Raw genomic sequence first — 24,845 nt, 5'->3', positions numbered from 1 at the left:
CTCTTTCGAAGCCAATTCTAAAGAAGCAAGACCGCGATTAGCGGAAGGTTTTCTTGAAATATCAACAAGGCAGTTTTATTAACTAAAACTTATACTTCCTGATATTATAAGAAAAACTTCACCGATGCAACTCAACGGTTCAAAAACCGGGCGGAGTCCCGATCGTCTGCACGCGATTCGGCGAAAGCGTGTCGCTCACCGTCGATATTGCCAGCCCTCGCCGCTTCGCCTCCGCTATAATGCCCGGCAAGGCGCCTCTTGAGCTGTGCGTCGGATGCATTAGGATGAGCGATCCCGGTTCAAGGCGCGCCGAAATTTTCCGGATGACCGACCCGACGGGCGGCTTCTTCCAATCGACGGTGTCAATCGTCCATAGCACGGTGCGCAAGCCCATATCGTGCGCGATCCGGACCGTATCTTGATCGTAATCTCCGGACGGCGGAGCAAACAGTTTGTTATCGACGCCGAGAATGTCCTTCAGAAGCTGCTGCGTTTTACCGATTTCATCCCTCGCCGCAGCTTCGCTTAATCGGCTCATGTCCTTATGCGAGTACGCATGGTTTGACATCTCATGGCCCTCAGCCATAATTTGCTTCGCTACGTCCGGATTGTTCTTCAACCATTTGCCGTCCAAGAAGAAAGTCGCTTTCACATTTTCTTTCCGCAGCGTTTCAAGCATCCCCGGTATGTATTCATTCCCCCAAGCGACGTTAATCATGAGCGAAATCATCGGTTTGTGCGGGTTGCCTTTATAAATCGGTTGAGCGCCGAGATCGTCCAGGTTGATCTTGGGAGCGACAGGCCTTACGACGAACGCAATGTCACTCCCTTTTTTGGATTGAACCGCCATACGGAATGTGCGCTCGATATCCACCTCTTCCCCGTCCAACCCGGGAATGGCCTTCCACACCGGATCGACTCTAGCGTCGATCGGTTCGATCCTTCGTTTCTCAGCTTCCGCAGAAATCCGATCGTAAAGCTGCTTTTGCTCTGGGGACAATCTCGCAGGATCGACCGACGGTTCGCGGATTAAGTACGCATTCCGCACCGTCGTCTCCATAGCGTCCCCGCCTCTGACAAACGCGACATATTCAACGATGCTCCCCGATTCGTTTATGACAAGAAAGGAAAACAAGAAAAACGCGACAGTAACGAAACCTTTCTTCCATATGCCCCTCACCTTCGAAACCCTCCCATCCGTCCCGAATATCAGCTTCGGACATGCTTGATGTTTCAGTTTATGCGCTGGAGGACAAGGTTAGAATGTGTCGTGCAACAAGTCGGGCAGACGTAAATCGGTCACGCAGTCGCGAAAACCGCAATTGAGCGCTGTAACCGAAAAAAGTTGAAAAAAGTTCGGTTCGGTTTCAGCAACGGTCTATCCCTCACTCTTCTTCGATGACTATGGGGACAGCCCCTATTTATAACGTTTTGCGATGTCCACGAGTCTCCTGGTCCCCTCCCGCAATAGCGCCTCGTTGACGAAAGAATAGCTTAGACGGATCCAAGAGTGCATCTCCCTGAGCGGGTCACAGATCACCCCTGGGACAAAGGATACGGATTGCCGGATGCTTTCGACAAAAAACTTTTCCAAAGAGATCGAGTCCGGCAACTTTAGCCACAAATTAAGCCCGCCTTGCGGAGTGACCCAACTCCACCCCGCAGCGGTCAATTCCTGCTCCATAATGTCTCTCCTGACCTGAAGAGCGATTCGTAGCTTCTCCAAGTGCTGCTGCAGCCGTTCTGACCCGAAATAATGGAGAAATATTTTTTGATTGACGCACGGAGTCCCGTTATCGGCCAGAGACTTTGCTGTGATAAGGGGTTCAATCACGAAACGCCGGCCGATGACGGAACAAATCCGCAAGCCCGGAGCGATATACTTGCTGAAGCTGCGGAGATATACGACCCATCCTTCCGTATCGTAAGCGAACAGTGGCATTGGAGGCGGCTTGTCGAAATACATGTCATGAAACGCATCGTCTTCTATAATCAAACACCGGTACCGTTCAGCCAGCTCTACAAGCTGCTTGCGTTGCGCTGAGGGTACCGTGTATCCCGTCGGATTATGAAAGGTAGGATTCATATAAAAAAGCCGTGGTTTATACTGTTTCATCAGTAATTCTAAGTTCTCAAGATCGTAACCGTCAGGATAAATATCGACAGGCAAGAGCCGGGCGCCTTGTTGGCGGAAAATATCGAGCGCGGCACTGTACGTCGGCCTTTCCACCAATATCGCATCCATAGGTCTGATGAAAATGCGGGAAAGCAGATCAATCGCTTGCTGTCCACCCGTCGTAATCAGCATTTCGCTTGCGGTCAGCTGAACCCTAAGTTGTCGTACCATATAGCGGGTAAGGACATCGCGCAGCTCCTCATCCCCTTGCACTGTCGAGTAGGTGCCAAGCAATTTCGGATAACTGTCAAACACCTTCTTTACATATTCGGACAGAAACAGATTGGGCAACAAATTCGGATCGATCAACGCTTGGGAAAACTGATAAATGACCGGTACCTGATGAATTTCGGATAAATCGTTTTTCAAGAAGCCGGAAGCCGCGATCGGACGGTTTTCCGAATGCTCGCCGTACTCCGGCAGCGTTTGCTCCGGATCGCTTGGACATACATAATAACCGGATTTCTCTTTCACATAAACTTTCCCGTTCTGTTTCAGCATCTGGTACGCCCGATATACCGTAAGCCGATGAACGCGAAGCTCTTGGGCGAGCAGCCGGATCGACGGGAGCTTGTGGTGTGCTTTCCACTCTTGCCGCTCAATCCGGGAAATGACGTAGTCGTAGACTTGCTTGAACAGCAGTTTGCCGTTCTCGGCCGGCCTCATCGCTCTCTTCACGCGCTTCGTTCCCTCCTCTTATTGGCTTCATTGTACACCATGCTTCGGATCATCTGTTCTGTTGGTACACATCTGTTCTATTCACTGCCCTGTATGATACAGAACATAAGGAGGAGAAACCATGATTATTTTCAATTATGCGTTCGTTTGTCTCATTTTCGGCACGACGTTCTTGGCGATAAAGATCGGTCTTGATGGCTCAGCCCCGCCGTTCTTCTCGGCAGGGATACGATTTTTCACCGCGGGATTGATCTTGTTCTTGTGGATGGCATGGAGGAAAAAAGCGAATTTTAATTTACTGCTTCGAAAAGAGATGCTGCTTACAGGAATCGGCTTGACGTTCGGCACCTTCTCGACCCTATACTGGGCCGAACAATACGTCTCTTCGGGCATTGCCGCGGTGTTGTCCGCCACAGGACCGCTCATGATTCTCGTGCTGCAAATTACCGTCATTCGCCAGAACACGTCTTTACGGTCCGTCTTCGGCTGCATTCTCGGATTCGCGGGAGTAGTCGTACTCATGCTTCCCAACCTTACCGTATCCACTAATGCATGGTGGGTAATCGGTTGCGTTGCGATATTGATCGGCCAACTGTTCTATTCTTCCGGCGCCCTATATTCCAAACGGGTCATTCATCGCTTCCCTAATTCATCGCCGATCGCGTTGAACGCGGCTCAGATGATCTATGGAGGCTTGCTGTTACTCCTATTGTCTGCGTTCACCGAGCACGTTCAGATGAAGAGCTTGCTAACCGCGGGTGTTATCGGATCTCTTATTTACTTAACCGTCATTGGCTCCATGGTAGGACACAGTCTCTTCTATTGGCTCGTCGCCAAAACAAACCCTGTCTTTCCAGCGACATGGCTCTACGTATCGCCGCCGATTGCGCTATTCATCGGAGTTTTGTTTTACGGCGAGAGTATTACTTGGGTTACATTGCTCGGAGTGTTGACGATTATCGCCGGAACTGTTTTCGCCAATCTGGACAGCCTGAAGCTGCTGATTCGGAGTCCGGGACGGACCTCCCCCGCTCTAAGAAATGAGACATAACAATTATCGCGTTCGAAAAACAAGAGGCGCCCCAAAGTAGAATTAATCTACTTTGGGACAGCCCCATTGACACCATTATACGGCGACATCCGACACATTGTTTTCATCGGATCGCGAAGATAAAGAAAGTTCATGCAGCGTGATTTCCGGACGGCTTCCAACCCGGATATTGACGCCCGTCTGGCCCAAACCTTCGCTGATATAGAACGGTTTGCCGTTATGATAATGCAAGCCTTTCACCATATTCAATCTCACAAGCTTCCCCATCTTGATGAGATGATAAGGTTTGGGCCAACAAATTTGCCCTCCGTGAAAATGCCCGGAAAGCAAATAATCGAAACTGTAGCGCCCCATATCCAACACCACGTTCGGATCATGCGTGAGAACCAGATTGTATCCGTCTCTTACTCCCGTGTAAGAAGCCGCCAAATCGCTGCGCTTCGTGCTGTGATCGTCAATACCGATCAGATTGACCGATACGCCGCCTACACGGATCGTTTCGTTTTCGTTTTGCAGCGTTTTGCAGCCGTGATCGTTTAGAACTTTGCGCAATCGCGCAAAATTTTTCCGTCTCAACACATAATCGTGATTCCCGAACACAGCATACATCCCGTACTTCGCATTCAATCGGTTCAATGTTTCAAGATAGGGAATCAATTTCGTTATCGTCCGTTTCCGGTCCAAAAAATCGCCGGTAAGCGCAATAAGATCGATTTGTTCGTTCTTCAGCAAGTCATAAAGCCGGCCTGGAGAAATGGAGATGTTCTCCAGATGCATATCCGACAAGTGCAGCACGCGCATTGAAGGCGTATCGGTCATGCTTTCGCCGTCTTGACCGCCGATGTTAATGCGATTTATAACAACGTCGTGCGTGTTTTTGTAAGCTTTATAAAATAATCGGACCAGAATAATTGCCGTCAATGCGATTATCAGGTACGTCATAAAAAATACCCCCTTCACTACCCTACTAAGTATAGTGAAGAGGGATCTGTAATGATAGCGGTAATATATTCACACCCGGTTATATCTCTCCAATAACGTTTCCTTGGACATAAGCAAGTATTTGATCGATTGTTTTCTTACGGTCTTTAACGGTTCGGATACGGATATAAAGTATAGAGGAAGCTGCGTGACCCACTTTAACGCCCTGTATGGAGTGCTTCTTATCGAATGAGTTTCAAATCCTAATGAACGGCAGCCTTTGTTTAACATTGTGATTCCAATAATTGCTTTAATTTCATCGCGTCTGTGATGGTTCTTTACGTAATCGGCGAGATCCGGCATAGAAGCTTCTACCAAACGGTAGATGTGTTTTCCCTTTCTCACTTCATTTAACATGGAAGATAATGTTTTCACTAATATTACATTGTGCAAATGAATCTTAAGCAGCGTATCCCCCTTCCGTATACAGGTTCCATCCGCAAGCGTAATATTTTCTCCCCGGTATTTCATCAGTCTAACCCTGAAGACGTTCCGGTCCGAAGCGGTATCAATGCGAGTCAACCGGCTGCATGTGTAATATATAGGGTCGATGATATTCCAGATGGACAACATGTACGATCTCACATTCATGGAACGGTTCCCCTTTTTCATCGTCTGTGGACATATTTTGCCCGCGGGGAATGCCTTGCATGATGGAAATTATAAGCATACATGCCTGTCTGGAAAAGGTACATGCTATTTCACATCACATTCCCGATGGAGGGTATTGATGTGAAGAAGGTGCTCTTGCTGCCGTTCCTGAGCATACCGTCCGGCCATCATCAAGCTGCCGATACTATTGCGGAATACATTCGACTCATCGATGCGGACGTTCGCTGCGAAAAACTGGATATTTTGTCATACGGCTTCGGAACGGTGGAATCGTTCATATCGCAATTTTACTTAAAGTGGATTCATTGGATTCCCGGGTCATACAGCTGGATTTACAAAAACGCCGCTTACCGGGACGCTCATCGGGAGCGCCGTTACTTGATATATGAAATACTCTTCTTGCGTCTGATGCAGAAGCTGATCTCGGACACAACACCGGATCTCATCGTTTGTACGCACTGCTTGCCCTCGCGCTTGGCATCCCTTCTCAAGAGCCGCCGCCTTCTTTCGGCGCCGGTCGTGAACGTGTATACCGACTTCTTCATTAATGCCGTGTGGGGCTGCGAAGGGATCGATTACCATTTTGTCCCGGATTTGCATATGAAACAGGCGCTCATCACCAAAGGCGTTGCCGGTGCGCGGATTTTTATTACCGGCATACCCGTTCACCCCCACATCACGGAGTCGAACAATGACCGCACGGCGAAAGGGGGACGTATAACAGCCTTGCTTACCGGTGGAAGCCAAGGTGCGGGCATGATGAAAGCGCTTATCGGCAAAACAAGGCCCGACGGAAACATTCATTATAAAGTGTTATGCGGTAAAAACAATCGCTTGTTTTCGCACCTGATTCATGAAAATTATCCCCATGTAACACCGATTCCTTATATTGAGTCGAAAGCGCAAATGAACGACCTCTATGACGAGGCGGACGTTATCTTGACAAAGCCTGGCGGCATAACCGTCAGCGAGTGCATCCGCAAAGGAAAACCAATTGTCGTCTACCACGCATTACCCGGACAAGAAGAGATCAACTTGCAATATCTGAGGAGTTTGGGGATTGTGATCGATTGGTTCGATTGGCATAAAGAGGATATCGAAGAAAAAATTACTCGCATATTGTCGGACCGTAACGTTGCTGGCGGGCTTCAATCCAACCTATCGCATTACAAAAGCCAAATGGCGGATCGCGAGATGCTGTCGGCCATTCGTCACGTTTTCAACCATTCATAATAAAGTGCCATTTGGCAAAAATAAGAATAAATTCAAGTTTACGGGGGACGAATCAGCCGTGGAGTACATGCTGTCATTTGGGAAAGCCATCATGATGTTTGCCGTCGGTCTCGTCGCATTTCGCATTATGGGCAGTCAAACGGTCGGCCGGCTAACGGATTTCGACTTGGTCGTGGTCATAGCTATAGGTGCTTTGATCGGGGATGCGCTAGCCGATCCGGAACTTAATATTTACGTTGTTATTGCAGCGATAGCCGGGCTGGTGTCGATTCAAATCGTCACGAGCCTTCTTGCCATGAAAAGTCCGCTGATCGAAAAAATAGTGATGGGTTCGCCGATCAAACTGGTTGATAACGGTAAAATCCTTATACACGGATTAAGGCGGGCGAGACTGACAAAAAACAATCTGGAACAGGAATTGCGCGTGAAAGGATTGGAAACCGTCCACGACATCAAGCAAGCCTTTATCGAGCCCAACGGAAAATTAAGCGTGATCGAGACGTCAAAAAAGAGAACCTGATTGTCAATGGTTCTCCCTCAACGCAACGTTATAATCTGTTATTTACTGTTCAATCGGAGCCGTCGCCGGTGCTTGTGGCGGAGCAAGCAGCGCTTTCCTCGAAAGGTTGATTCGGCCTTGCGCGTCAATCTCCGTCACCTTGACCGTGATCACGTCGCCGATCGATACGACATCCTCCACTTTCCCCACGCGTTCCGTAGAAAGCTGTGAAATGTGAACGAGGCCGTCTTTGCCCGGCAATATTTCAACGAACGCGCCGAACTTTTCGATCCGTTTCACAGTGCCTGTATACGTCTCTCCAACCGCGACTTCCTTCACGATACCTTCGATGATCGATTTCGCCTTCTCGTTCATTTCCGAATTCGGAGATGCGATATACACGCGTCCGTCTTGCTCGATATCGATCTTTACGCCGGTTTCTTCAATGATCTTGTTGATGACTTTCCCGCCGGCTCCGATGACGTCGCGGATTTTGTCGGGATTGATATGCATGACCGTAATTTTCGGAGCGTATTTGGACAAGTCTTTACGCGGTTCGGAAATGGCCTGCATCATCTTGTCCAGAATGAACATGCGTCCTTCCTTCGCCTGCGCAAGGGCCTCTTTCAAGATGTTGCGGTCGATGCCGTCGATCTTGATGTCCATCTGAATCGCGGTGACGCCTTCAGCCGTACCCGCCACTTTAAAGTCCATATCTCCAAGATGGTCTTCCATGCCTTGAATGTCCGTCAAAATCGAATATTGCTCATCAGACTTAATCAAGCCCATCGCAATGCCGGCCACCGGCGCCTTGATCGGAACGCCCGCGTCCATTAGCGCCATTGTGCTTGCGCAGATGCTGGCTTGCGAAGTCGAGCCGTTCGATTCCAGCACTTCGGAGACGAGACGAATCGTGTACGGGAACTTGTCCTCCGAAGGAATAACCTTAGCCAGTGCCCGCTCGCCAAGGGCTCCGTGACCGATTTCCCTTCTTCCGGGCGCGCGGAGCGGACGTGCTTCGCCGACGGAGAACGGCGGGAAGTTGTAGTGGTGCATAAAGCGCTTCGATTCTTCCAGTCCGAGGCCGTCGAGAATTTGCTCGTCGCCGATTGCACCAAGGGTACACACGCTAAGCGCTTGCGTTTGGCCTCGCGTGAACAGCCCGGATCCGTGCGTTCGAGGCAATACCGAGACATCGCACTCGATCGGACGAATCTCGTCGACACGGCGTCCGTCCGGACGAACCTTATCGTGAGTGATGAGGCGCCGAACTTCTTCTTTCACAATGTCGTAGAGAACTTCTTTCACGTCTTTGAGCCATTCGGGATGTTCCGCGTATTGTTCCGTGAAATGCGCAACCGCTTCGTTGTTAATTGCGGCAATCGCATCGGCGCGCTCTTGTTTCTCCGGAATTTTCACCGCTTCGACCAAGCGGGCTTGAGCGAATGCGCGTACCTGCTCGTTAACGGTCGCATCGACTTGATGAAGCTTCACTTCCATCTTCGGCTTTCCGGCATCGGCCGCGAATTGTTCTTGGATCGCGACGATCTTCTTGATTTCTTCATGACCGAACATGATCGCTTCAAGAATGTCATCCTCGGGCACTTCGTTCGCTTCCGCTTCCACCATCATAATAGCGTCTTTCGTTCCGGACACCACAAGGTAAATATCCGACTTCTTCTCTTGCTCCACCGTCGGATTGATGATGAATTGACCGTCAACGCGTCCGACAATAACACCGCCGATCGGGCCGTTAAACGGAACGTCGGAAATGGTAAGCGCCGCGGAGGTGCCGATCATGGCGGCAATTTCAGGGGAGCAGTCTTGGTCCACGCTCATTACCAGAGCGACGATTTGAACGTCGTTCCGGAAGCCTTCCGGGAACAACGGACGAATCGGCCGGTCGGTAAGACGGCTGGCCAATATCGCCTTCTCGCTCGGCCGCCCTTCCCGTTTAATAAATCCGCCGGGGATTTTGCCTACGGCATACAACCGTTCTTCATAATTAACCGTAAGCGGGAAAAAATCGAGATCTTTCGGTTCCGAAGAAGCTGTTACAGTACATAGTACGACGGTTTCCCCGTAATGAACGAAGACTGCCGCGTTCGCCTGTTTGGCGAGACGTCCGGTTTCCAATACCAACGGACGGCCGCCGAGTTCCATTTGCACTCTTTTGTTGACGCCTGATTCCATACGATTCCTCCTTGTATTCATTCCATCATAATTTCTCCGTATTATGTATTATTTCCTTCTAAAGCCAAATCTTTTCGCATAAAGCGAAAAACAACCGGTCCGCCCCGGCCGTAGGGGCTTTATGCCCGCGACCGAAAAGGCGAAAGGTTGTTTTTCACATACGGTATTGTTACCTTTAACCGCGGTCTTGCTTCCTTGAAATTGTTCGAAAAAGTTCTTCTTATCTTCTCAAGCCGAGCTTTTCGATCAATGTGCTGTACCGTCTAACATCTTTGTTCTTCAAGTATGCAAGCAATTTACGTCGCTGGCCTACCATCTTGAGCAACCCGCGGCGGGAGTGATGGTCTTTCTTGTGTTCCCGCAAATGCTGAGTCAACCCGTTGATGTTCTCGGTAAGGATAGCGATCTGCACTTCGGGAGAACCGGTGTCGCTTTCGTGCACCTTATACTCCTCGATCAATTGCTGTTTGCGCTCTTGCGTCAATGCCATCCTGTGTCACCTCCTTATTAAGATCCCCTGCAGCCTAGCGGACCGTCGGTGAATCGGTGCGCCAAGCAGCGGTTCAAAGACGCGGCGGCTAAGTCCGACCGCAACGTTCAACAGTATACCATATGAGCAAAATAAAGTACAACGATTTATGTTAAAGGGCCGATAGCCTTCTCGCTTGCTCGATATCCGCATGGATTTGCCGGACGAGCGCATCGACCGATTCGAATCTCCGTTCGCTGCGAATCCGGTTTCGGAGCTCAATTGTGAGCCGACGCCCGTACAAATCTCCTGAAAAATCGAACAAATGCACTTCCCAGGTCGGTTCCGGCAAATCCGCGTGGAACGTGGGTTTCTTGCCCACGTTCATAACACCGCTTAATTGGGCGCCGTCGTCCAAACGCACGGTGACGGCGTACACTCCGGTCGCTGGAGTGACATAAGCTCCGTCCGGAGAGACGTTCGCCGTAGGGATACCGATCTTGCTTCCGCGGCCCTCGCCTTTCACAACGGTACCCGCGATTTCATACGGCCTGCCAAGCAGCCTGCCGGCATAAGCCGCGTCGCCTTGCGACAGCGCCTCCCGGATAAGCGTGGAGCTGACGCGTTGGCCTTCGATTTGGAACGGCTCTACGATATTTACCCGAAATCGGCCGGCCGCCAGCTCGGTTAATGTTTCCGGTGTGCCGGCACCGCGGTGTCCGAAAGTAAAATTAAATCCGACAACCGCTTGTTTCACACGCAACGGCACCAAGATGCGTTCCACGAAGTCCGATGGAGAAAGCTTTGCGAGTTCGCGGTCGAAACGGACGATATATACCCGATCGGCCCCGAGCTTCTCGAACTGCTCCAATTTCCGGTCCAACGGCGTTAAATAGGTAGAATACAGGGGCGAACCGAGCACTTCTCGCGGATGCGGATGAAACGTCATCACGGCGGAAGATAGCCGCTCAAACTCCGACGCCTCCACCGCTTTTCCGATCACTTGCCGATGCCCGAGATGCACCCCGTCGAAATCTCCGATCGCTGCGGATTGCGCTTCTGTCACGGGGTATTGCGACGCAATCTCGCTTAACGGATATGATATGCGGATTACTTCCACGGTTTAAACGCCTCCTTCCCTGGACGGCTATCGGCATACCGTCAAATGAACAGCTTTTCAGGGATGTATGTGCCTTGTTCGTCTTCCCTCTTGTATATCCCGATAAAAGTACGCGTCCCTGTCTCGGGACGGCGCCCGAACAGACGGACCAGACCGGCCCGCTCAAGCGGAAGGACGCCCTCCATGCGTACTGCGGAATCGAACAGCGTCCTCCCCTGCAGCGCGTACCGCACCGCGTTATCGGACACTTCGCCTGCCGGCATATGGGCAAGGGCGGCATCAATCGGCACGAGCCGCGATTCCAGTGAATCCGTCGAAAGGAGCCTCTCCGCCTCAGCGAGCGTTATGCACTGTTCTTTACGAATCGATCCCGACCCGGTTCGCACAAGACTTGCCATAACGGCAGGGTATCCCAGGCTGCGCCCGATGTCTGCGCACAACGTCCGGATGTAAGTCCCTTTCGAACAAGTGACCCGAAACGATACGCTCGGATAAGGCGCTTCAAGGCGAACTTCTTGAACGTCTATATCATAAACGGTAACGGTTCGCGGCTTTCGTTCCACTGTATGCCCTTCCCTCGCCAACTCATACAGCCGCTTTCCTTCCACCTTCACGGCCGAATACATTGGGGGAATCTGCTCGATTGTACCGACGAACGAAAGGACCGCGTTGCGAATTTCGTCTTCGGACAGCGTCACCTTATCCGCGCGTTCCGTCACGGAACCGCCCGCGTCTTCCGTGTCCGTCGCATAACCGATGCGCAACGCCGCTTCATATGTCTTCGGAAGCTCCTGCAAATATTCGACAATTCGAGTTGCCCGCCCCAAACATAGCGGAAGCACGCCGGATACGTCTGGATCCAGCGTGCCCGTATGACCGATCCGGCGCTGCTTCAGCAACCGCCGGGCGCGTGCCACGCAATCGTGCGAGGTCAACCCGGCTTCTTTCCACAAAGGCAAAACGCCTTCCCAATCGTTCATAACTCAGCGCTCACCGCTTCCACTAAACGGTCTACAACCTCGTTCAGCGTTCCCTCGACCGTGCAGCCGGCCGCTCGAACATGACCGCCTCCGCCGAGCCGTTTCGCTATTTGAGAAACATCCGCTTTCCCGGACGAGCGCAGACTTACTTTTACCGCGTTCGTATCCTTCTGTTTGAACAGCAAACCCACCTCGACGCCTTCCACATTGCGGGGAATATTGACGAGTCCTTCCGAATCTTCATCCGCTGCGCCGACTCGGTTCAGCAAGTCCGTCGATACGACGATCCAACCGATTCGCCTGTCCTCTGTGAATGACAGCGTCGACAATGCTTCGCGCAGCAGCTGTATTTGCGGGAACGTCATCTTCTCAAGCAGCAGTTCCGCCAAGACCGCTCCCTCCGCTCCGTAACGAAGCATTTTCTCGGCAATGGAAAATACGTTCGGCGTCGTGTTCGAATACCGGAACCCGCCCGTGTCGGTCAGCAGTCCGGCATATATGCTCGTTGCCAACGGTTGGGTCCACTCGATCTCCAGCGTTTGAGCCAAATCGAACAATATTTCCACCGTTGCGGCTGCATCCGGCCGAACGAGGTTGACGTTACCGTATAAATCGTTCGTAGGGTGATGATCGATATTCAACAATTTCACATCGGGCTCAAATGCGTTATGTACTTCGCCGATTCGCGCAAAATCCGCGCAATCGACGGCAATTACGCGCCCGAACCGCCGGGAAGGCGTTTCGAGCGAGTAATCGACAATAGGTTGGTTACCGAGCAGCATTTGATATTTATTCGGAGTACGGCCTTCGTTGATCAGCGTGTAGGACTTCCCAAGAAGCTGCAGCAAGAAACCGACGGCGCCGGTCGAACCGATGGCATCCCCGTCGGGGGATACGTGCGAAACGACGAGAAAATCGTCGTTGTTCCGAATAAACCGGGCCGCCGCCTGAAGCTGATCCTCATATCGGTTCATTGCATCCTCGCCTCGTTGTTGATCGTTTCCAACAACTTCTCGATTTTGCTTCCGTATTCGATCGATGTGTCGAATTGAAACAGCAATTCCGGAACATGACGAAGCCGGATACGCTTGCCGAGTTCGGAACGGATGAAACCTTTGCCGCGGGCGAGCGATTTTAACGTCGCTTCCTTCTGCTCTTCGCTTCCGAGAACGCTGATGTACACCTTCGCCTGCGACAAATCGTTGGTTACGTCCACCCCCGTCACCGTCATAAAGCCGATTCCGGGATCCTTCAATTCCGTCTGTATGATGTGGCTGAGCTCCTTCTTGAGCTGCTCACCCACTCTTCCTGCCCGAATTTTGGCCATGCCTAGATCACCTCTCCACCGTTTCCATCACGAATGCTTCGATAACGTCTCCCTCTTTAATATCGTTAAATTTCTCGATACTAATACCGCATTCGAAGCCTTGGGAAACTTCCTTGGCGTCATCTTTGAAACGCTTCAGAGATTCTATCTTGCCTTCGTACACGACGATGCCGCCCCGGATAATGCGCGCTTCCGCGTTCCGGGAAATCTTGCCTTGAGTGACCATACATCCGGCGATCGTGCCGACTTTGCTGACCTTGAACACGTTACGCACTTCGGCCTGGCCGATAACGCTCTCTTTGTAAACGGGGTCGAGCAGACCTTTCATCGCGGACTCGATCTCGTCGATCACGTTGTAAATGATCCGGTGCAGACGGATGTCCACGCCTTCTTGCTCCGCCGTCGCCTTGGCGGCCGGTTCCGGACGCACGTTAAAGCCGATGACAATGGCGCTGGAAGCCGAAGCGAGCGAAATGTCGGATTCGGTGATCGCGCCTACTCCCGTGTGCAAAATACGAACGCGGGCGCCTTCTACGTCGATCTTCTCCAACGAGCCTTTCAGCGCTTCAAGAGAGCCTTGAACGTCCGCCTTGATAATGACGTTCAATTCTTTGAGCTCGCCTTCTTTAATCTTGCTGAACAAGTCGTCAAGCGATACGCGGGCGTTCGAGGTGAAGTCCGCCTGACGCTGCTTGGAGGTACGGGATTCCGCAATTTCACGCGCTTTCCGCTCGTCTTCGAACACCATGAACGGGTCGCCTGCTTGCGGCACTTCCGTAAGACCGGTAATCTCGACAGGCGTCGACGGACCCGCTTCCTTCACGCGGCGGCCCTTGTCGTTGACCATCGCCCGAATGCGGCCGAAGCTGTTGCCGACGACGAACGCGTCTCCGACTTTAAGCGTACCGTTCTGCACAAGGACGCGCGCGACGGCGCCTTTCCCTTTGTCGAGCTCCGCTTCAATGACCGTACCGCGTGCGCGTTTGTTCGGATTAGCTTTATATTCTTGAACTTCCGCCACAAGCAAGATCATTTCAAGCAAATTCTCCAGATTGAGTTTCTCTTTGGCGGAAACATTAACGAAAATCGTATCGCCGCCCCACTCTTCCGGTACGAGCTCGTACTCCGTCAATTCTTGTTTGATGCGGTCCGGATTCGCATCCGGCTTATCGATCTTATTCACAGCGACGATAATCGGCACCTTCGCCGCTTTCGCGTGCGAGATCGCTTCAATCGTCTGAGGCATGACTCCGTCATCCGCCGCAACCACAAGAATGGTGATATCCGTCACTTGCGCTCCGCGCGCGCGCATTGAGGTGAACGCCTCGTGACCCGGCGTGTCAAGGAACGTAATTTTCTTATTGTTGATTTCTACTTGGTAGGCGCCGATATGCTGAGTGATGCCGCCCGCTTCATCGGATACGACGTTCGTCTCGCGGATGGCGTCAAGCAGAGTCGTCTTTCCGTGGTCGACGTGACCCATGATCGTAACGACCGGAGGACGCTCCACCAAATTTTCTTCTTCGTCTTGTTCCGTGATTTCTTCGTAATTGTCTTCATTGACTGCAATCTTCACTTCAACCTCGATACCGTATTCCGAAGCGAGAAGCTGGATGGCGTCGATATCGAGCTCTTGGTTGATCGTAGCCATGACTCCCATGAAGAGCAATTTTTTGATTACTTCGGATGCGTCTTTATGGAATAGCTTCGCGGTCTCGCCTACGGTCATATTGCCGCGGACGATGATTTTTTTCGGCGTATTGTCAATCTTTTCTTTAAAGTTCTGATTTCTGCCGCCCTTGTTAAACCTGTTGCCTTTGTTCGACTTTCTTCCTGAGCGCCCCTTGCCGTCGCTGAATTCGCCGTCGTCAAAGCGGGAAATTCTGTCGGTTTCCCGTTCTTTCCCTTTATTCCGGTCGCGTTCGCGCGACGGTTGCGGCTGATTGCGAACGTCTGTCGGCGGTGCCGGAATTTTGGCTGGTCCGCCGAAACGGTTTCCTCCCGGACGTCCGCCGCGGTCGCCTTGCGGACGGTTGCCTTGCGGGCGGTCGCCTTGCGGGCGATTGCCCTGCGGACGGTCGCCTTGCGGGCGATTGCCGTACGGACGATCTCCCTGCGGACGGTTGCCATACGGACGATCCCCCTGCGGGCGATCTCCCTGCGGACGGTTGCCATACGGACGATCCCCCTGCGGGCGATCTCCCTGCGGACGGTTGCCATACGGACGATCCCCCTGCGGGCGATCTCCCTGCGGACGGTTGCCATACGGACGATCCCCCTGCGGGCGATCTCCCTGCGGACGGTTGCCATACGGACGATCCCCCTGCGGGCGATCTCCCTGCGGACGGTTGCCATACGGACGATCCCCCTGCGGGCGATCTCCCTGCGGACGGTTGCCATACGGACGATCCCCCTGCGGGCGATCTCCCTGCGGACGGTTGCCATACGGACGATCCCCCTGCGGGCGATCTCCCTGCGGACGGTTGCCATACGGACGATCCCCCTGCGGGCGATCTCCCTGCGGACGGTTGCCATACGGACGATCCCCCTGCGGGCGATCTCCCTGCGGACGGTTGCCATACGGACGATCCCCCTGCGGGCGATCTCCCTGCGGACGGTTGCCATACGGACGATCCCCCTGCGGGCGATCTCCCTGCGGACGGTTGCCATACGGACGATCCCCCTGCGGGCGATCTCCCTGCGGACGGTTGCCATACGGACGATCCCCCTGCGGGCGATCTCCCTGCGGACGGTTGCCATACGGACGATCCCCCTGCGGGCGATCTCCCTGCGGACGGTTGCCATACGGACGATCCCCCTGCGGGCGATCTCCCTGCGGACGGTTGCCATACGGACGATCCCCCTGCGGGCGATCTCCCTGCGGACGGTTGCCATACGGACGATCCCCCTGCGGGCGATCTCCCTGCGGACGGTTGCCATACGGACGATCCCCTTGCGGGCGATCTCCCTGCGGGCGGTTGCCATACGGACGATCCCCTTGCGGGCGGTTGCCGTACGGACGATCCCCTTGCGGGCGATCTCCCTGCGGACGGTTGCCGTACGGACGATCCCCTTGCGGGCGGTCGCCTTGCGGACGATTGCCGTACGGACGATCCCCTTGCGGGCGGTCGCCCTGCGGGCGGTTGCCGTACGGACGATCCCCTTGCGGGCGGTCTCCCCGCGGTGCGCCGTCTCGATTTCCGTAATTGCGCGGACCGCGGTCGCCTTGCGGGCGGTCGCCATACTGCCGGTTCCCTTGCGGTTGCTCTCCGTGCGTGCGTTCATTTTGCGGACGATCCGCCTGAGCGCGGTCGCCTTGCGGGCGATCTCCGTCGCGACGCTGCGGAGCTCCCTTCGTCGCCGTCGCTTGAGCCGTATTGCCCGCTCCGCCTCCCGGCTGCGATTCTGCTGCGCGTTTCGCCGCCGCGTTAGCCTTTACATCGCGGAAAAACTTCTCCACCGCGGACACCGCCTCATTCTCCATAACACTCATATGGTTATTTACTGGAATATCCAAACGCTTTAATATCGTGATAATTTCTTTGCTGCTCATGTTGAGCGACTTCGCATATTCGTACACTCTCAACTTATTGTCAGCTTTTGTCAATCTGTTCCACCTCCGCATGATTTCCCAAGCTCTTGCGGACAAGCCCGGACAGCCCCTCGTCCGTAACGGCGACCACCACGCGTTCCGGTTTCCCAACGCTGCGGCCGAGCTCTCGCCGTTCCCATATCTCAATGACCGGGATTCCGTAAAACCCGCATTTATCCCGATACTTTTTCTTCGCATTGTCCGAAGCGTCGCTGGCCAGGAAAACCAGCTTGGCCGTACCGTTGCGAACCGCCTTCAACACCGCTTCATCTCCGCTCGCCAATTTCCCTGCCCGGAGAGCCAGCCCTAAATACGACAACGTTTTGCTATGATCAGACATTGCCTTTTTTACTCGCCCTCTTCCTCTTCATCCGGCTGCGTCGCTTGGTACGCGCGAAATTCGTCTTCCACTCTTATGAATTCCTGCGCAAGCGTGTCGTAGACTTGTTCGCCGACGGCCACCTTTAAAGCGCGATCGAGCGAACGGTTTTTCTTTGCCAGCTTGAAACACGAAACTTTGCCGCACAAATACGCGCCTCGGCCGGACTTTTTGCCGGTGATGTCTATGAGCACTTCCGACTCCGGCGTGCGCACAATGCGGATCAGTTGTTTTTTCGGCATGTTTTCTTGACAAGCGACACATTTGCGCAGAGGCACGCGCCTCACTCTCATGACACTCACCTCAATCCATTATTTCATAAAGCATCAATCAATGCTTATGGAATCTTGCGGCATCTCGTCGGACGTGCGGGGACGCCCGAATTCGTCTTCCGCCTGGCTTTCGCTCTTAATATCAATCTTCCAACCGGTTAACTTCGCCGCTAGTCTCGCATTTTGCCCTTTGATGCCGATGGCGAGCGACAGCTGGTAATCGGGAACGATTACCCTGGCGGTTTTCTCGTCATCAAGCACCTGCACTTCCACAACCTTCGACGGACTGAGCGCGTTTGCAACAAACTCTTCCACATTGTCGCTCCAACGGACGATATCGATTTTCTCGCCGCGGAGCTCGGAGACGATCGTCTGAACGCGTGCGCCCTTCGGACCGACGCAGGAGCCGACAGGGTCGACGTCGGGATTTCTCGAATAGACGGCAATTTTCGAACGAAAACCGGCTTCCCGCGCGACCGATTTAATTTCAACGACGCCATCGTAAATTTCCGGCACTTCCAATTCGAACAGACGTTTCAACAGCCCCGGGTGAGTCCGCGACAATATGATCTGCGGACCTTTCGTCGTGTTCTCGACGCGAGTGATGAACCCCTTCACCCGGTCGTTCAATTTGAACTTGTCGGTCGGCATCATCTCATTGAGCGGCATAACCGCCTCGACTTTACCCAGGTCGACGTACAAATTTCGCGTATCCATCCGCTGCACGATCCCGGTGACGATGTCTTCTTCTTTATCGACGAAAGCGTTATAGATAAGTCCCCGCTCCGCTTCGCGAATACGTTGGGTCACAACCTGTTTCGCCGTCTGCGCCGCAATACGGCCGAAATCGCGCGGCGTGACTTCGATTTCCACAATATCGTCAAGCGAATAATTCGGGTTGATTTCTCTCGCCGCATAAAGCGAGATTTCAAGACGCGGGTCCAACACTTCGTCCACAACCGTCTTGCGGGCGAACACTTTAATGCCCCCGATCATCCGATTAATGTCAACCCTTACGTTCTGCGCGGTATTGAAGTTCCGCTTATAACTCGAAATTAACGCAGCTTCGATCGCTTCGATCAAAACCTCTTTCCCGATACCTTTCTCTTTCTCAATTTCCGACAACGCTTCAATAAAATCCGTGTTCATGGCATCCAGTTCCCCCTTTCAAATAACGCACAGCACGACCAAGGATAAACGGCTTCGCCGTCCTCTCGGGACGGAGCCCCGTTTACCGAAGACGACTTGAGGTGTTATATCCGCAGGATATACTTACCGAATCGTTAAGGTGAAATTCCATTGATGTATACTCAAAGATGAGCGGACGCGATTTAGAAAATAATCGCCAACCGCGCTCCCGCCACTTTGTCAGTTGGGATAACATCAGTTTTCTTCCCGGAATTTAAGGTTAATTCGTTTTCATCATACGACAACAATCGCCCTTCGAATTCCTTCTTGCCGCCGATTGGTTCGTATGTAGTGATGTAAACGTCTTTCCCTACCGCGCGCCGGAAATCCTCCGGTTTCTTTAACGGACGTTCCGCCCCCGGAGAGGAAACTTCAAGTATATAAGCATCAGGAATCGGATCTTTATCGTCCAGACGATCGCTCAAATATTCGCTGATGCGACCGCATTCGTCGATATCGATGCCGCCTTCTTTATCCACATACACCCGAAGGTAGCGGTTGCCGCCTTCTTTCACGTACTCCACATCCACAAGCTCAAACCCTTCCTGATCCAAGTAGGGCTGGAGCATTTCGGCAACGACTTGCTGTACTCCGGTCGCGCTCACAATCGTACCTCCTCTATGGAAAACGTAAAGAGTGGGTTTCCCCACTCTCACTGTTCAGCAGTATCTGCACAATCACTTGAAAAGTATACCACATTGCGAAACTTCGCACAAGTGCGCTATTTAGCGTGATCACCCCGGATGACTGTCCTTAGAACTTGCTCCGTTCTACATGAAGTTTGTATGTTTTGGCCCGCTTGTCAACGACTCGTTTACGCAGACGGATTTCAAGAATTCCTTTGGACAGCGCCGCTTTATTTCTTCCGGGCGTCACGATACAAGGCAGTTTGATTTTTTCATCCATCTTTCCGGGGATGCCGGATATCGTAATTTCACGGGGGGAAACCGAGATGTTCGGTCTGTGCTCAGCTGCATACTGTGGGAGATGAATTCGTACGATGACGGAGCGATGCGTTTCAAACACATCCGATGTCAGGCCAGACACTCTCATCCGTTCGAGCCGTTCCAGCGAATCCTCAAATAAACGGGTCCAACCGTAATCATCGTTGACTGAATGCGAGTTTTGCACCGCGTTCAGCTTTCTGCGCAGCATTCTTTCAAACGACTTCCACCCTGCACGAAATTTGGGGTTAGTCCACACCGTGTTCATCGGTAAACCTCCTCCGCATCTGCCTAGCCGTTTTCATCTATAGTATTCGCCGGTCGGTTCGGCGGTTCATTTTGTGAGAAAAAAGTTATTGACCCTGACATTGATGTTAGGGTTTATAATGATGGCATAATCCAATGTGTAGGAGGCATGTTGCTTGAAAATCGGCGAATTGTCCAAGGCGACCGGCGTAAGCATCCGATCTCTTCGATATTACGAAAAGCAGGGACTGCTCGCCGCCGATCGTCAACTGAACGGGTACAGGGAATACAACAAAATGGCGATTGAGCAAGTAGTGACGATTCAATTTTATTTATCGCTCGGATTGAGCACCGATCAAATCGCCGGATTTCTTCACTGCGTGATGAAGAATAAGGAATCGTTTTGCAAAGAAATATTGCCGGTTTATCAGAAGAAACTCGAGGAGATCAACTCTCAAATCGATTTGCTCAATGCGATCAAATCCAATTTGGAGGAGCGAATCGCATCCATATTAGAAGAAAGCGGAGGAATGCTGCAATGACATTACAAACCGTTAATGAAGAGCAATACCGTACCAATATCAATTCACCCGGAGTTTCCGTAGTCGAGTTCGGCGCAGTTTGGTGCCCGCCATGCAAACACCTGCAGCCCATATTGGAAAACCTTGCGGACGAATATGGCGCGTCCGTCTCTTTCGCGAAAATAGACGTCGATGAATGTCCCGAAATTGCGGAAGAACAGGCAATTATGAGCATGCCGACGGTAATTGTGTATCGCGACGGGCAGCCGGTGGATAAGCTGGTCGGCTTACGGCCGAAAGCTGCTTATAAAACAGTAATCGACAGGACACTTCAAGGGTAAATGCTGTTGAGCGGCCCTCGAAATATGCTTCGGGGCCGCTGTGGCATTGATTATTTGCCAAAGTAGTTCTTTACCCTATCGGTAATCATTTTTTTATCTATTGCAACGGTCTTTCGGTCATTTTCTCCGTATCCATCCGAGTTCCGGACCAGTAAGGTCAAAAATTGATCCTATGTTTATAAATAAGCTCAAAAACGAGACTGTCGATTAATGATGAGCGATATAACCGGAGTTTCTCCGGTTGGGAGGGTGCAGCGGGCCGAAAATGAGCGATATAACCGGAGTTTCTCCGGTTAGGACGGTGCAGCGGGCCGAAAATGAGCGATATAACCGGAGTTTCTCCGGTTAGGACGGTGCAGCGGGCCGAAAATGAGCGATATAACCGGAGTTTCTCCGGTTAGGACGGTGCAGCGGGCCGAAAATGAGCGATATAACCGGAGTTTCTCCGGTTAGGACGGTGCAGCGGGCCGAAAATGAGCGATATAACCGGAGTTTCTCCGGTTAGGACGGTGCAGCGGGCCGAAAATGAGCGATATAACCGGAGTTTCTCCGGTTAGGACGGTGCAGCGGGCCGAAAATGAGCGATATAACCGGAGTTTCTCCGGTTAGGACGGTGCAGCGGGCCGAAAATGAGCGATATAACCGGAGTTTCTCCGGTTAGGACGGTGCAGCGGGCCGAAAATGAGCGATATAACCGGAGTTTCTCCGGTTAGGACGGTGCAGCGGGCCGAAAATGAGCGATATAACCGGAGTTTCTCCGGTTAGGACGGTGCAGCGGGCCGAAAATGAGCGATATAACCGGAGTTTCTCCGGTTAGGACGGTGCAGCGGGCCGAAAATGAGCGATATAACCGGAGTTTCTCCGGTTAGGACGGTGCAGCGGGCCGAAAATGAGCGATATAACCGGAGTTTCTCCGGTTAGTAAGGTGCAGCGAGCCGAAAGCGCCGGATACAAGCGCTGTAAGCGAAAAATTTCGCTGCAAGTTCGTGTCAACAATTAATCGACAGCCTCAAAATTGATCCTATGTTTATAAATAAGCTCAAATATTGACTGTATTTACTCAAAACCGTCTTAAATCAAGCGTTCTTTACAACTTTGGATTAATCGACAGTCTCAAAAACGAAACTATTTTAATGACATGCAGCGAATGACCAGAAATCCCGCGAACACACGTAGTCCCGATAAATCCACGGAATAATTTTTCTTCTGAAAGCGATGTTTTCAGCAAGGACATGACGAGTAACGTAAGTACCGTATCAATGCTTATGCCTCGCACCTTTAGCTGACCGGCAACCTATCAAATAGTAAAAGAACGGAATTGCCGCGAAAACAAGAATCTGAATAATTGAATATACGATTTCTCCGCCAACCATGGGCAGCCCTCCAAGCGTACGATTCTGCTATTTCCTCTTTGAACCGTCATTTTTCCTGTTCATAACAAATTGGAATATTCCCAGAGCAAAAAAAATGACGGATAGTCCGAGCCAGACATAGTTGCGTTCCCCGCCGACGGTAGTGTTTGAAGAAATGTAGGTTAACAAAAACAACGATGCCGCCATGATGTACACTACACCGACGAACACTTGAATATTCATGTTAAATCCACTGTTCTTCCTTGTATTTGTTGTAACCAAGCTCCGTCAACCGTTCAAGTTCCGCCACCAAAACCGCATCCGTTTCTTTGAAATTGAAACAAGACTTCCCTTGCATCCGCTGCCTTAATTCACCGGAAATGCCTTCCAGCAATACAGGAAAAGCGTAAACCGGCATCAAATAATAACTTGCGTAATTTTTCTTGATTTGTGCCGATGCGAAGAATACCGGTTTTTTATTGAACTGGCTCATCTTGAATGTATCCAAATAATAGTTAGCGTCCGAATCCGCTTTAACGTCCATCTCCGGTTCATACCGCCTCAAGATACGCTTCAGATCATTAAACACGGCTTCAAAGTCGTGCTTGCTACTCACATTCAGGCATCCTCTCTAATCAAGCGTACGACGGCGGCCATCGCTCTCTCACTACAGGTCTATTGTCTTGCTGCAGTTGCGAAATTATATGTGACGATTCGGCAATCAATATCCTCCCGGCTGCGGAAGAGAACGCTTTGGCGAGATTCCACCGCACATACTCATCCTCTAATAACACCCATGCTCCCATTCTTTCCAAAACCCGATCGGGGAAATATTTCAGCAACCCGTCTCCGATCGCGAATGGGCCGACATTTTTCTTCACATACGGATTCTGATCGAATAGCAGGGGTTCGATCAAATCCAAATAAGAGTCCGCACGTTGTTCAACTTTGTGCTTGGCGGCATATTTCACCGCCACCGCGACGGCTCTTCTAACATTAGGAGACGGATCTTTCACCCAATCGGCCATAACAGGGAAGAAGGAATCGAAATGTTGATGCAATCCCGCAAGCGCTCGCAGCCCACTCCCGCACCTCCCAGTTCGATTTGTCGGCCAGTCCATGAAGTTGATGGTTAGCTTCCTCGGGATGAATCGTATAGCATTCCGCAAACATAACCGTGCTGAGTTGTTCCCCTGTAGCATTGCCGGAAGAGGACAATCGAACGGCAAGAGAAAACATTCCGGTTTCATCTGCTCTATAGAATCCGCGTATCACGGACAACGCCTTATTCTTCACTGCTTGGTTCGGAGTGCCTGCATGAGAAGTTGCGTGCTGCTGCAATATATCAAGCATCCGGTTTATGTTGTTTTTTCTTACCGCCTGCTCGAAATACTCGATCCATTCCAAGTCCGGCAACCTCCGCTTCGATTTAGAGTATCCCTCTTCCAATGAAATTGGCGGATACAACAGGTCTGCCCACTTCTTTCGCCCATACCGATAATTGTCCGATATGGTGGATTTCATGCGCAATCACGTGACGCAGCACCTCGCCGTGAACATACGATTTTTCCGGATTCCATGGAGGAGTTACAATTCTATGTTCCTGATCGGATGACCACCCGTCCAGAAAACGCTTTACATCTAGCCGATATTGCTCCGATAGTTTGCGAACGAGTTCCAGACTCTTGTAATCTTCGAATTCCGGATCCAGGACAAGTTCACCTTTAAGAGCGCGAATCCAACTCCATTCCACGTCTACAATGTGGAACAAGGTTTTTAAAATGCCGCCGACTCCACCGACCCGTTCCCGAATCAATTCGTCGTAAGGAATTTCGCCGCACCAATCAAACCATTCGTCTCGCACCCGCCAGTTGTATTGAAAAAGCAGTTCCATGTCATGATTCCTCCTTTGTCTTATGTGTTATTCCGGCTTAGCTGCGTTCTTGAATCTGATGATTGAAAAATAATCTACCGTGGAACGGATTATAGCATCTCTTAAAGGATATAAATTGGGTATGAACCTCAATTCAACCCCCCTGCTAAGTATCCTTCCGATAAGATCATCGAACGGTTCAACTTTAACCGGGGTTACCGTTTTGTACGAAGTATAATACCCTGCCCACTTATCGCGCAATTCAAATCTTTCATCCGAAAAAGTGTACCTGTATAGCTTAACATTGCGTATTCTATCAATCCATTTATTTTCGACCGCAATAATCGTGTCGGCTGTTGTATGTGAAAAGAAGCGGTCCGCATCTTGCTCGTTTACATTAGAGGATCTTCTGTATATTACTCTGGGGCAATCCCTTGGAAAGAAATAGTTCACCGAATGCTCTTCATCGATCGCCCATACGACCGGCGGCATTCCCTCTTGATTTTGCTGCGCTCTGGGAATAAATATTTCAATATCCGGATCTTCGCTGAAATGATATAGCAAATTTCAAACCTCCAATTTGAGCCTCCAACACGGCTAAAGCCGTGGGATTCTTAGCTAGTTAACGCACGCAGGCCATTTCTGTTTTGTGCAACTGCTAAGTTAAGAGCTAGCTCATTAGCTCATCCTAGATCAGAGCGTATAGCTATCTAGGCTGATAGACTGTTACCACCTATCATAGGTTTGCGCATGATGTTGATCGCTCCAACTCTGTCGCGGTGTGCGCAGAATCCGCATGAACACCGGTACGTTCGGTC

General features: G+C 51.5%; 26 protein-coding genes and 1 pseudogene. 5 read left to right on the top strand and 22 right to left on the bottom strand.

The window, feature by feature from the left end:
• Positions 1 to 139: 139 nt before the first annotated feature.
• Both JET16_RS27045 and JET16_RS27040 read right to left on the bottom strand, forming a co-directional pair.
• Complete coding sequence (locus JET16_RS27045) at positions 140 to 1,171, bottom strand: polysaccharide deacetylase family protein (protein ID WP_407673206.1); 1,032 nt, start codon at positions 1,169 to 1,171, stop codon at positions 140 to 142.
• Positions 1,172 to 1,417: 246 nt separating this feature from the next.
• A complete protein-coding gene (locus JET16_RS27040; RefSeq protein WP_199623460.1) occupies positions 1,418 to 2,842 on the bottom strand; it encodes an aminotransferase-like domain-containing protein in 1,425 nt (474 codons plus the stop codon).
• A gap of 133 nt (positions 2,843 to 2,975) precedes the next feature.
• On the opposite strand from JET16_RS27040, the gene JET16_RS27035 reads away from it, so the two are divergent.
• Entirely contained in the window at positions 2,976 to 3,905 is a 930-nt protein-coding gene (locus tag JET16_RS27035; RefSeq protein WP_199623304.1) for a DMT family transporter, read from the top strand.
• 75 nt (positions 3,906 to 3,980) lie between these two features.
• Here JET16_RS27035 and JET16_RS27030 read toward each other — a convergent pair whose 3' ends face one another.
• Together JET16_RS27030 and JET16_RS27025 are read right to left on the bottom strand one after the other, a co-directional pair.
• Complete coding sequence (locus JET16_RS27030) at positions 3,981 to 4,847, bottom strand: metallophosphoesterase (protein WP_199623301.1); 867 nt, start codon at positions 4,845 to 4,847, stop codon at positions 3,981 to 3,983.
• A gap of 69 nt (positions 4,848 to 4,916) precedes the next feature.
• On the bottom strand, positions 4,917 to 5,477 hold the full coding sequence (locus JET16_RS27025) for a YkoP family protein (protein WP_233532327.1): 561 nt from the start codon (positions 5,475 to 5,477) through the stop codon (positions 4,917 to 4,919).
• Between the two features lie 141 nt (positions 5,478 to 5,618).
• On the opposite strand from JET16_RS27025, the gene JET16_RS27020 reads away from it, so the two are divergent.
• A complete protein-coding gene (locus JET16_RS27020; protein ID WP_325176788.1) occupies positions 5,619 to 6,731 on the top strand; it encodes an MGDG synthase family glycosyltransferase in 1,113 nt (370 codons plus the stop codon).
• A gap of 67 nt (positions 6,732 to 6,798) precedes the next feature.
• Positions 6,799 to 7,251 carry a DUF421 domain-containing protein gene (locus tag JET16_RS27015; RefSeq protein ID WP_233532341.1) on the top strand — a complete coding sequence of 151 codons (453 nt, stop codon included), beginning with the start codon at positions 6,799 to 6,801 and terminating at the stop codon, positions 7,249 to 7,251.
• 42 nt (positions 7,252 to 7,293) lie between these two features.
• On the opposite strand, the gene pnp is transcribed toward JET16_RS27015, so the two are convergent.
• The 12 genes and pseudogenes from pnp to JET16_RS26955 all read right to left on the bottom strand — a co-directional run bounded on the left by pnp (position 7,294) and on the right by JET16_RS26955 (position 19,962).
• Positions 7,294 to 9,423: a polyribonucleotide nucleotidyltransferase gene (pnp, locus tag JET16_RS27010; protein WP_199623295.1), complete on the bottom strand. Its 2,130-nt coding sequence runs from the start codon at positions 9,421 to 9,423 to the stop codon at positions 7,294 to 7,296.
• A gap of 220 nt (positions 9,424 to 9,643) precedes the next feature.
• Complete coding sequence (gene rpsO, locus JET16_RS27005) at positions 9,644 to 9,913, bottom strand: 30S ribosomal protein S15 (protein WP_199623292.1); 270 nt, start codon at positions 9,911 to 9,913, stop codon at positions 9,644 to 9,646.
• Between the two features lie 151 nt (positions 9,914 to 10,064).
• A complete protein-coding gene (locus JET16_RS27000; RefSeq protein ID WP_199623279.1) occupies positions 10,065 to 11,012 on the bottom strand; it encodes a bifunctional riboflavin kinase/FAD synthetase in 948 nt (315 codons plus the stop codon).
• A 41-nt stretch (positions 11,013 to 11,053) separates the two neighbouring features.
• A complete protein-coding gene (gene truB / locus JET16_RS26995) occupies positions 11,054 to 11,992 on the bottom strand; it encodes a tRNA pseudouridine(55) synthase TruB (RefSeq protein ID WP_199623275.1) in 939 nt (312 codons plus the stop codon).
• Entirely contained in the window at positions 11,989 to 12,966 is a 978-nt protein-coding gene (locus tag JET16_RS26990) for a DHH family phosphoesterase (protein ID WP_199623263.1), read from the bottom strand. Before JET16_RS26990 ends, truB begins: the two co-directional genes overlap by 4 nt.
• Positions 12,963 to 13,319: a 30S ribosome-binding factor RbfA gene (rbfA, locus tag JET16_RS26985; protein WP_199623260.1), complete on the bottom strand. Its 357-nt coding sequence runs from the start codon at positions 13,317 to 13,319 to the stop codon at positions 12,963 to 12,965. The genes JET16_RS26990 and rbfA overlap by 4 nt, the downstream gene beginning before the upstream one ends.
• A 7-nt stretch (positions 13,320 to 13,326) precedes the next feature.
• Positions 13,327 to 15,891, bottom strand: a pseudogene (gene infB, locus JET16_RS30390) (translation initiation factor IF-2); the annotation flags it as partial.
• 1,021 nt (positions 15,892 to 16,912) lie between these two features.
• Entirely contained in the window at positions 16,913 to 17,251 is a 339-nt protein-coding gene (locus tag JET16_RS26975) for a L7Ae/L30e/S12e/Gadd45 family ribosomal protein (protein WP_199623254.1), read from the bottom strand.
• Between the two features lie 8 nt (positions 17,252 to 17,259).
• On the bottom strand, positions 17,260 to 17,583 hold the full coding sequence (rnpM, locus tag JET16_RS26970; RefSeq protein ID WP_199623251.1) for an RNase P modulator RnpM: 324 nt from the start codon (positions 17,581 to 17,583) through the stop codon (positions 17,260 to 17,262).
• 33 nt (positions 17,584 to 17,616) lie between these two features.
• The gene (nusA, locus tag JET16_RS26965) at positions 17,617 to 18,711 is read right to left on the bottom strand and encodes a transcription termination factor NusA (protein ID WP_199623248.1); all 1,095 of its coding nucleotides are present in this window, start codon (positions 18,709 to 18,711) and stop codon (positions 17,617 to 17,619) included.
• Positions 18,712 to 18,893: 182 nt separating this feature from the next.
• Positions 18,894 to 19,355: a ribosome maturation factor RimP gene (gene rimP, locus JET16_RS26960; protein ID WP_199623245.1), complete on the bottom strand. Its 462-nt coding sequence runs from the start codon at positions 19,353 to 19,355 to the stop codon at positions 18,894 to 18,896.
• Positions 19,356 to 19,503: 148 nt separating this feature from the next.
• Positions 19,504 to 19,962, bottom strand: coding sequence for an Hsp20/alpha crystallin family protein (locus JET16_RS26955; RefSeq protein ID WP_199623242.1), 459 nt, complete (start codon positions 19,960 to 19,962; stop codon positions 19,504 to 19,506).
• A 154-nt stretch (positions 19,963 to 20,116) separates the two neighbouring features.
• Here JET16_RS26955 and JET16_RS26950 point away from each other — a divergent pair, with 154 nt between their 5' ends.
• Positions 20,117 to 20,482, top strand: a complete 366-nt coding sequence (locus JET16_RS26950; RefSeq protein ID WP_199623239.1) for a MerR family transcriptional regulator — start codon at positions 20,117 to 20,119, stop codon at positions 20,480 to 20,482.
• Positions 20,479 to 20,802, top strand: coding sequence for a thioredoxin family protein (locus tag JET16_RS26945; RefSeq protein ID WP_199623230.1), 324 nt, complete (start codon positions 20,479 to 20,481; stop codon positions 20,800 to 20,802). Before JET16_RS26950 ends, JET16_RS26945 begins: the two co-directional genes overlap by 4 nt.
• Positions 20,803 to 22,202: 1,400 nt before the next feature.
• Here JET16_RS26945 and JET16_RS26940 read toward each other — a convergent pair.
• Genes JET16_RS26940 through JET16_RS26915 form a run of 6 tightly spaced genes read right to left on the bottom strand, consistent with a single transcriptional unit; the run spans position 22,203 to position 24,591 of the window.
• Positions 22,203 to 22,397: a hypothetical protein gene (locus JET16_RS26940; RefSeq protein WP_199623228.1), complete on the bottom strand. Its 195-nt coding sequence runs from the start codon at positions 22,395 to 22,397 to the stop codon at positions 22,203 to 22,205.
• Between the two features lies 1 nt (position 22,398).
• A complete protein-coding gene (locus JET16_RS26935; RefSeq protein ID WP_199623226.1) occupies positions 22,399 to 22,770 on the bottom strand; it encodes a hypothetical protein in 372 nt (123 codons plus the stop codon).
• Positions 22,771 to 22,789: 19 nt separating this feature from the next.
• A complete protein-coding gene (locus JET16_RS26930; RefSeq protein ID WP_199623224.1) occupies positions 22,790 to 23,131 on the bottom strand; it encodes a hypothetical protein in 342 nt (113 codons plus the stop codon).
• 19 nt (positions 23,132 to 23,150) lie between these two features.
• Positions 23,151 to 23,561, bottom strand: a complete 411-nt coding sequence (locus tag JET16_RS26925; protein ID WP_199623221.1) for a hypothetical protein — start codon at positions 23,559 to 23,561, stop codon at positions 23,151 to 23,153.
• A gap of 22 nt (positions 23,562 to 23,583) precedes the next feature.
• Entirely contained in the window at positions 23,584 to 24,048 is a 465-nt protein-coding gene (locus JET16_RS26920; protein ID WP_199623219.1) for a DinB family protein, read from the bottom strand.
• 27 nt (positions 24,049 to 24,075) lie between these two features.
• Positions 24,076 to 24,591 carry a DUF6886 family protein gene (locus JET16_RS26915; RefSeq protein WP_199623217.1) on the bottom strand — a complete coding sequence of 172 codons (516 nt, stop codon included), beginning with the start codon at positions 24,589 to 24,591 and terminating at the stop codon, positions 24,076 to 24,078.
• Positions 24,592 to 24,845 lie beyond the last annotated feature (254 nt).

Origin of the sequence: Paenibacillus alkalitolerans (assembly GCF_016482785.1) — a bacterium.
In the GTDB taxonomy this organism is placed as follows: domain Bacteria; phylum Bacillota; class Bacilli; order Paenibacillales; family YIM-B00363; genus Paenibacillus_AE; species Paenibacillus_AE alkalitolerans.
The sequence above is the reverse complement of the archived record's forward strand: the minus strand, read 5'-3'. Positions and strand labels throughout refer to the sequence as shown.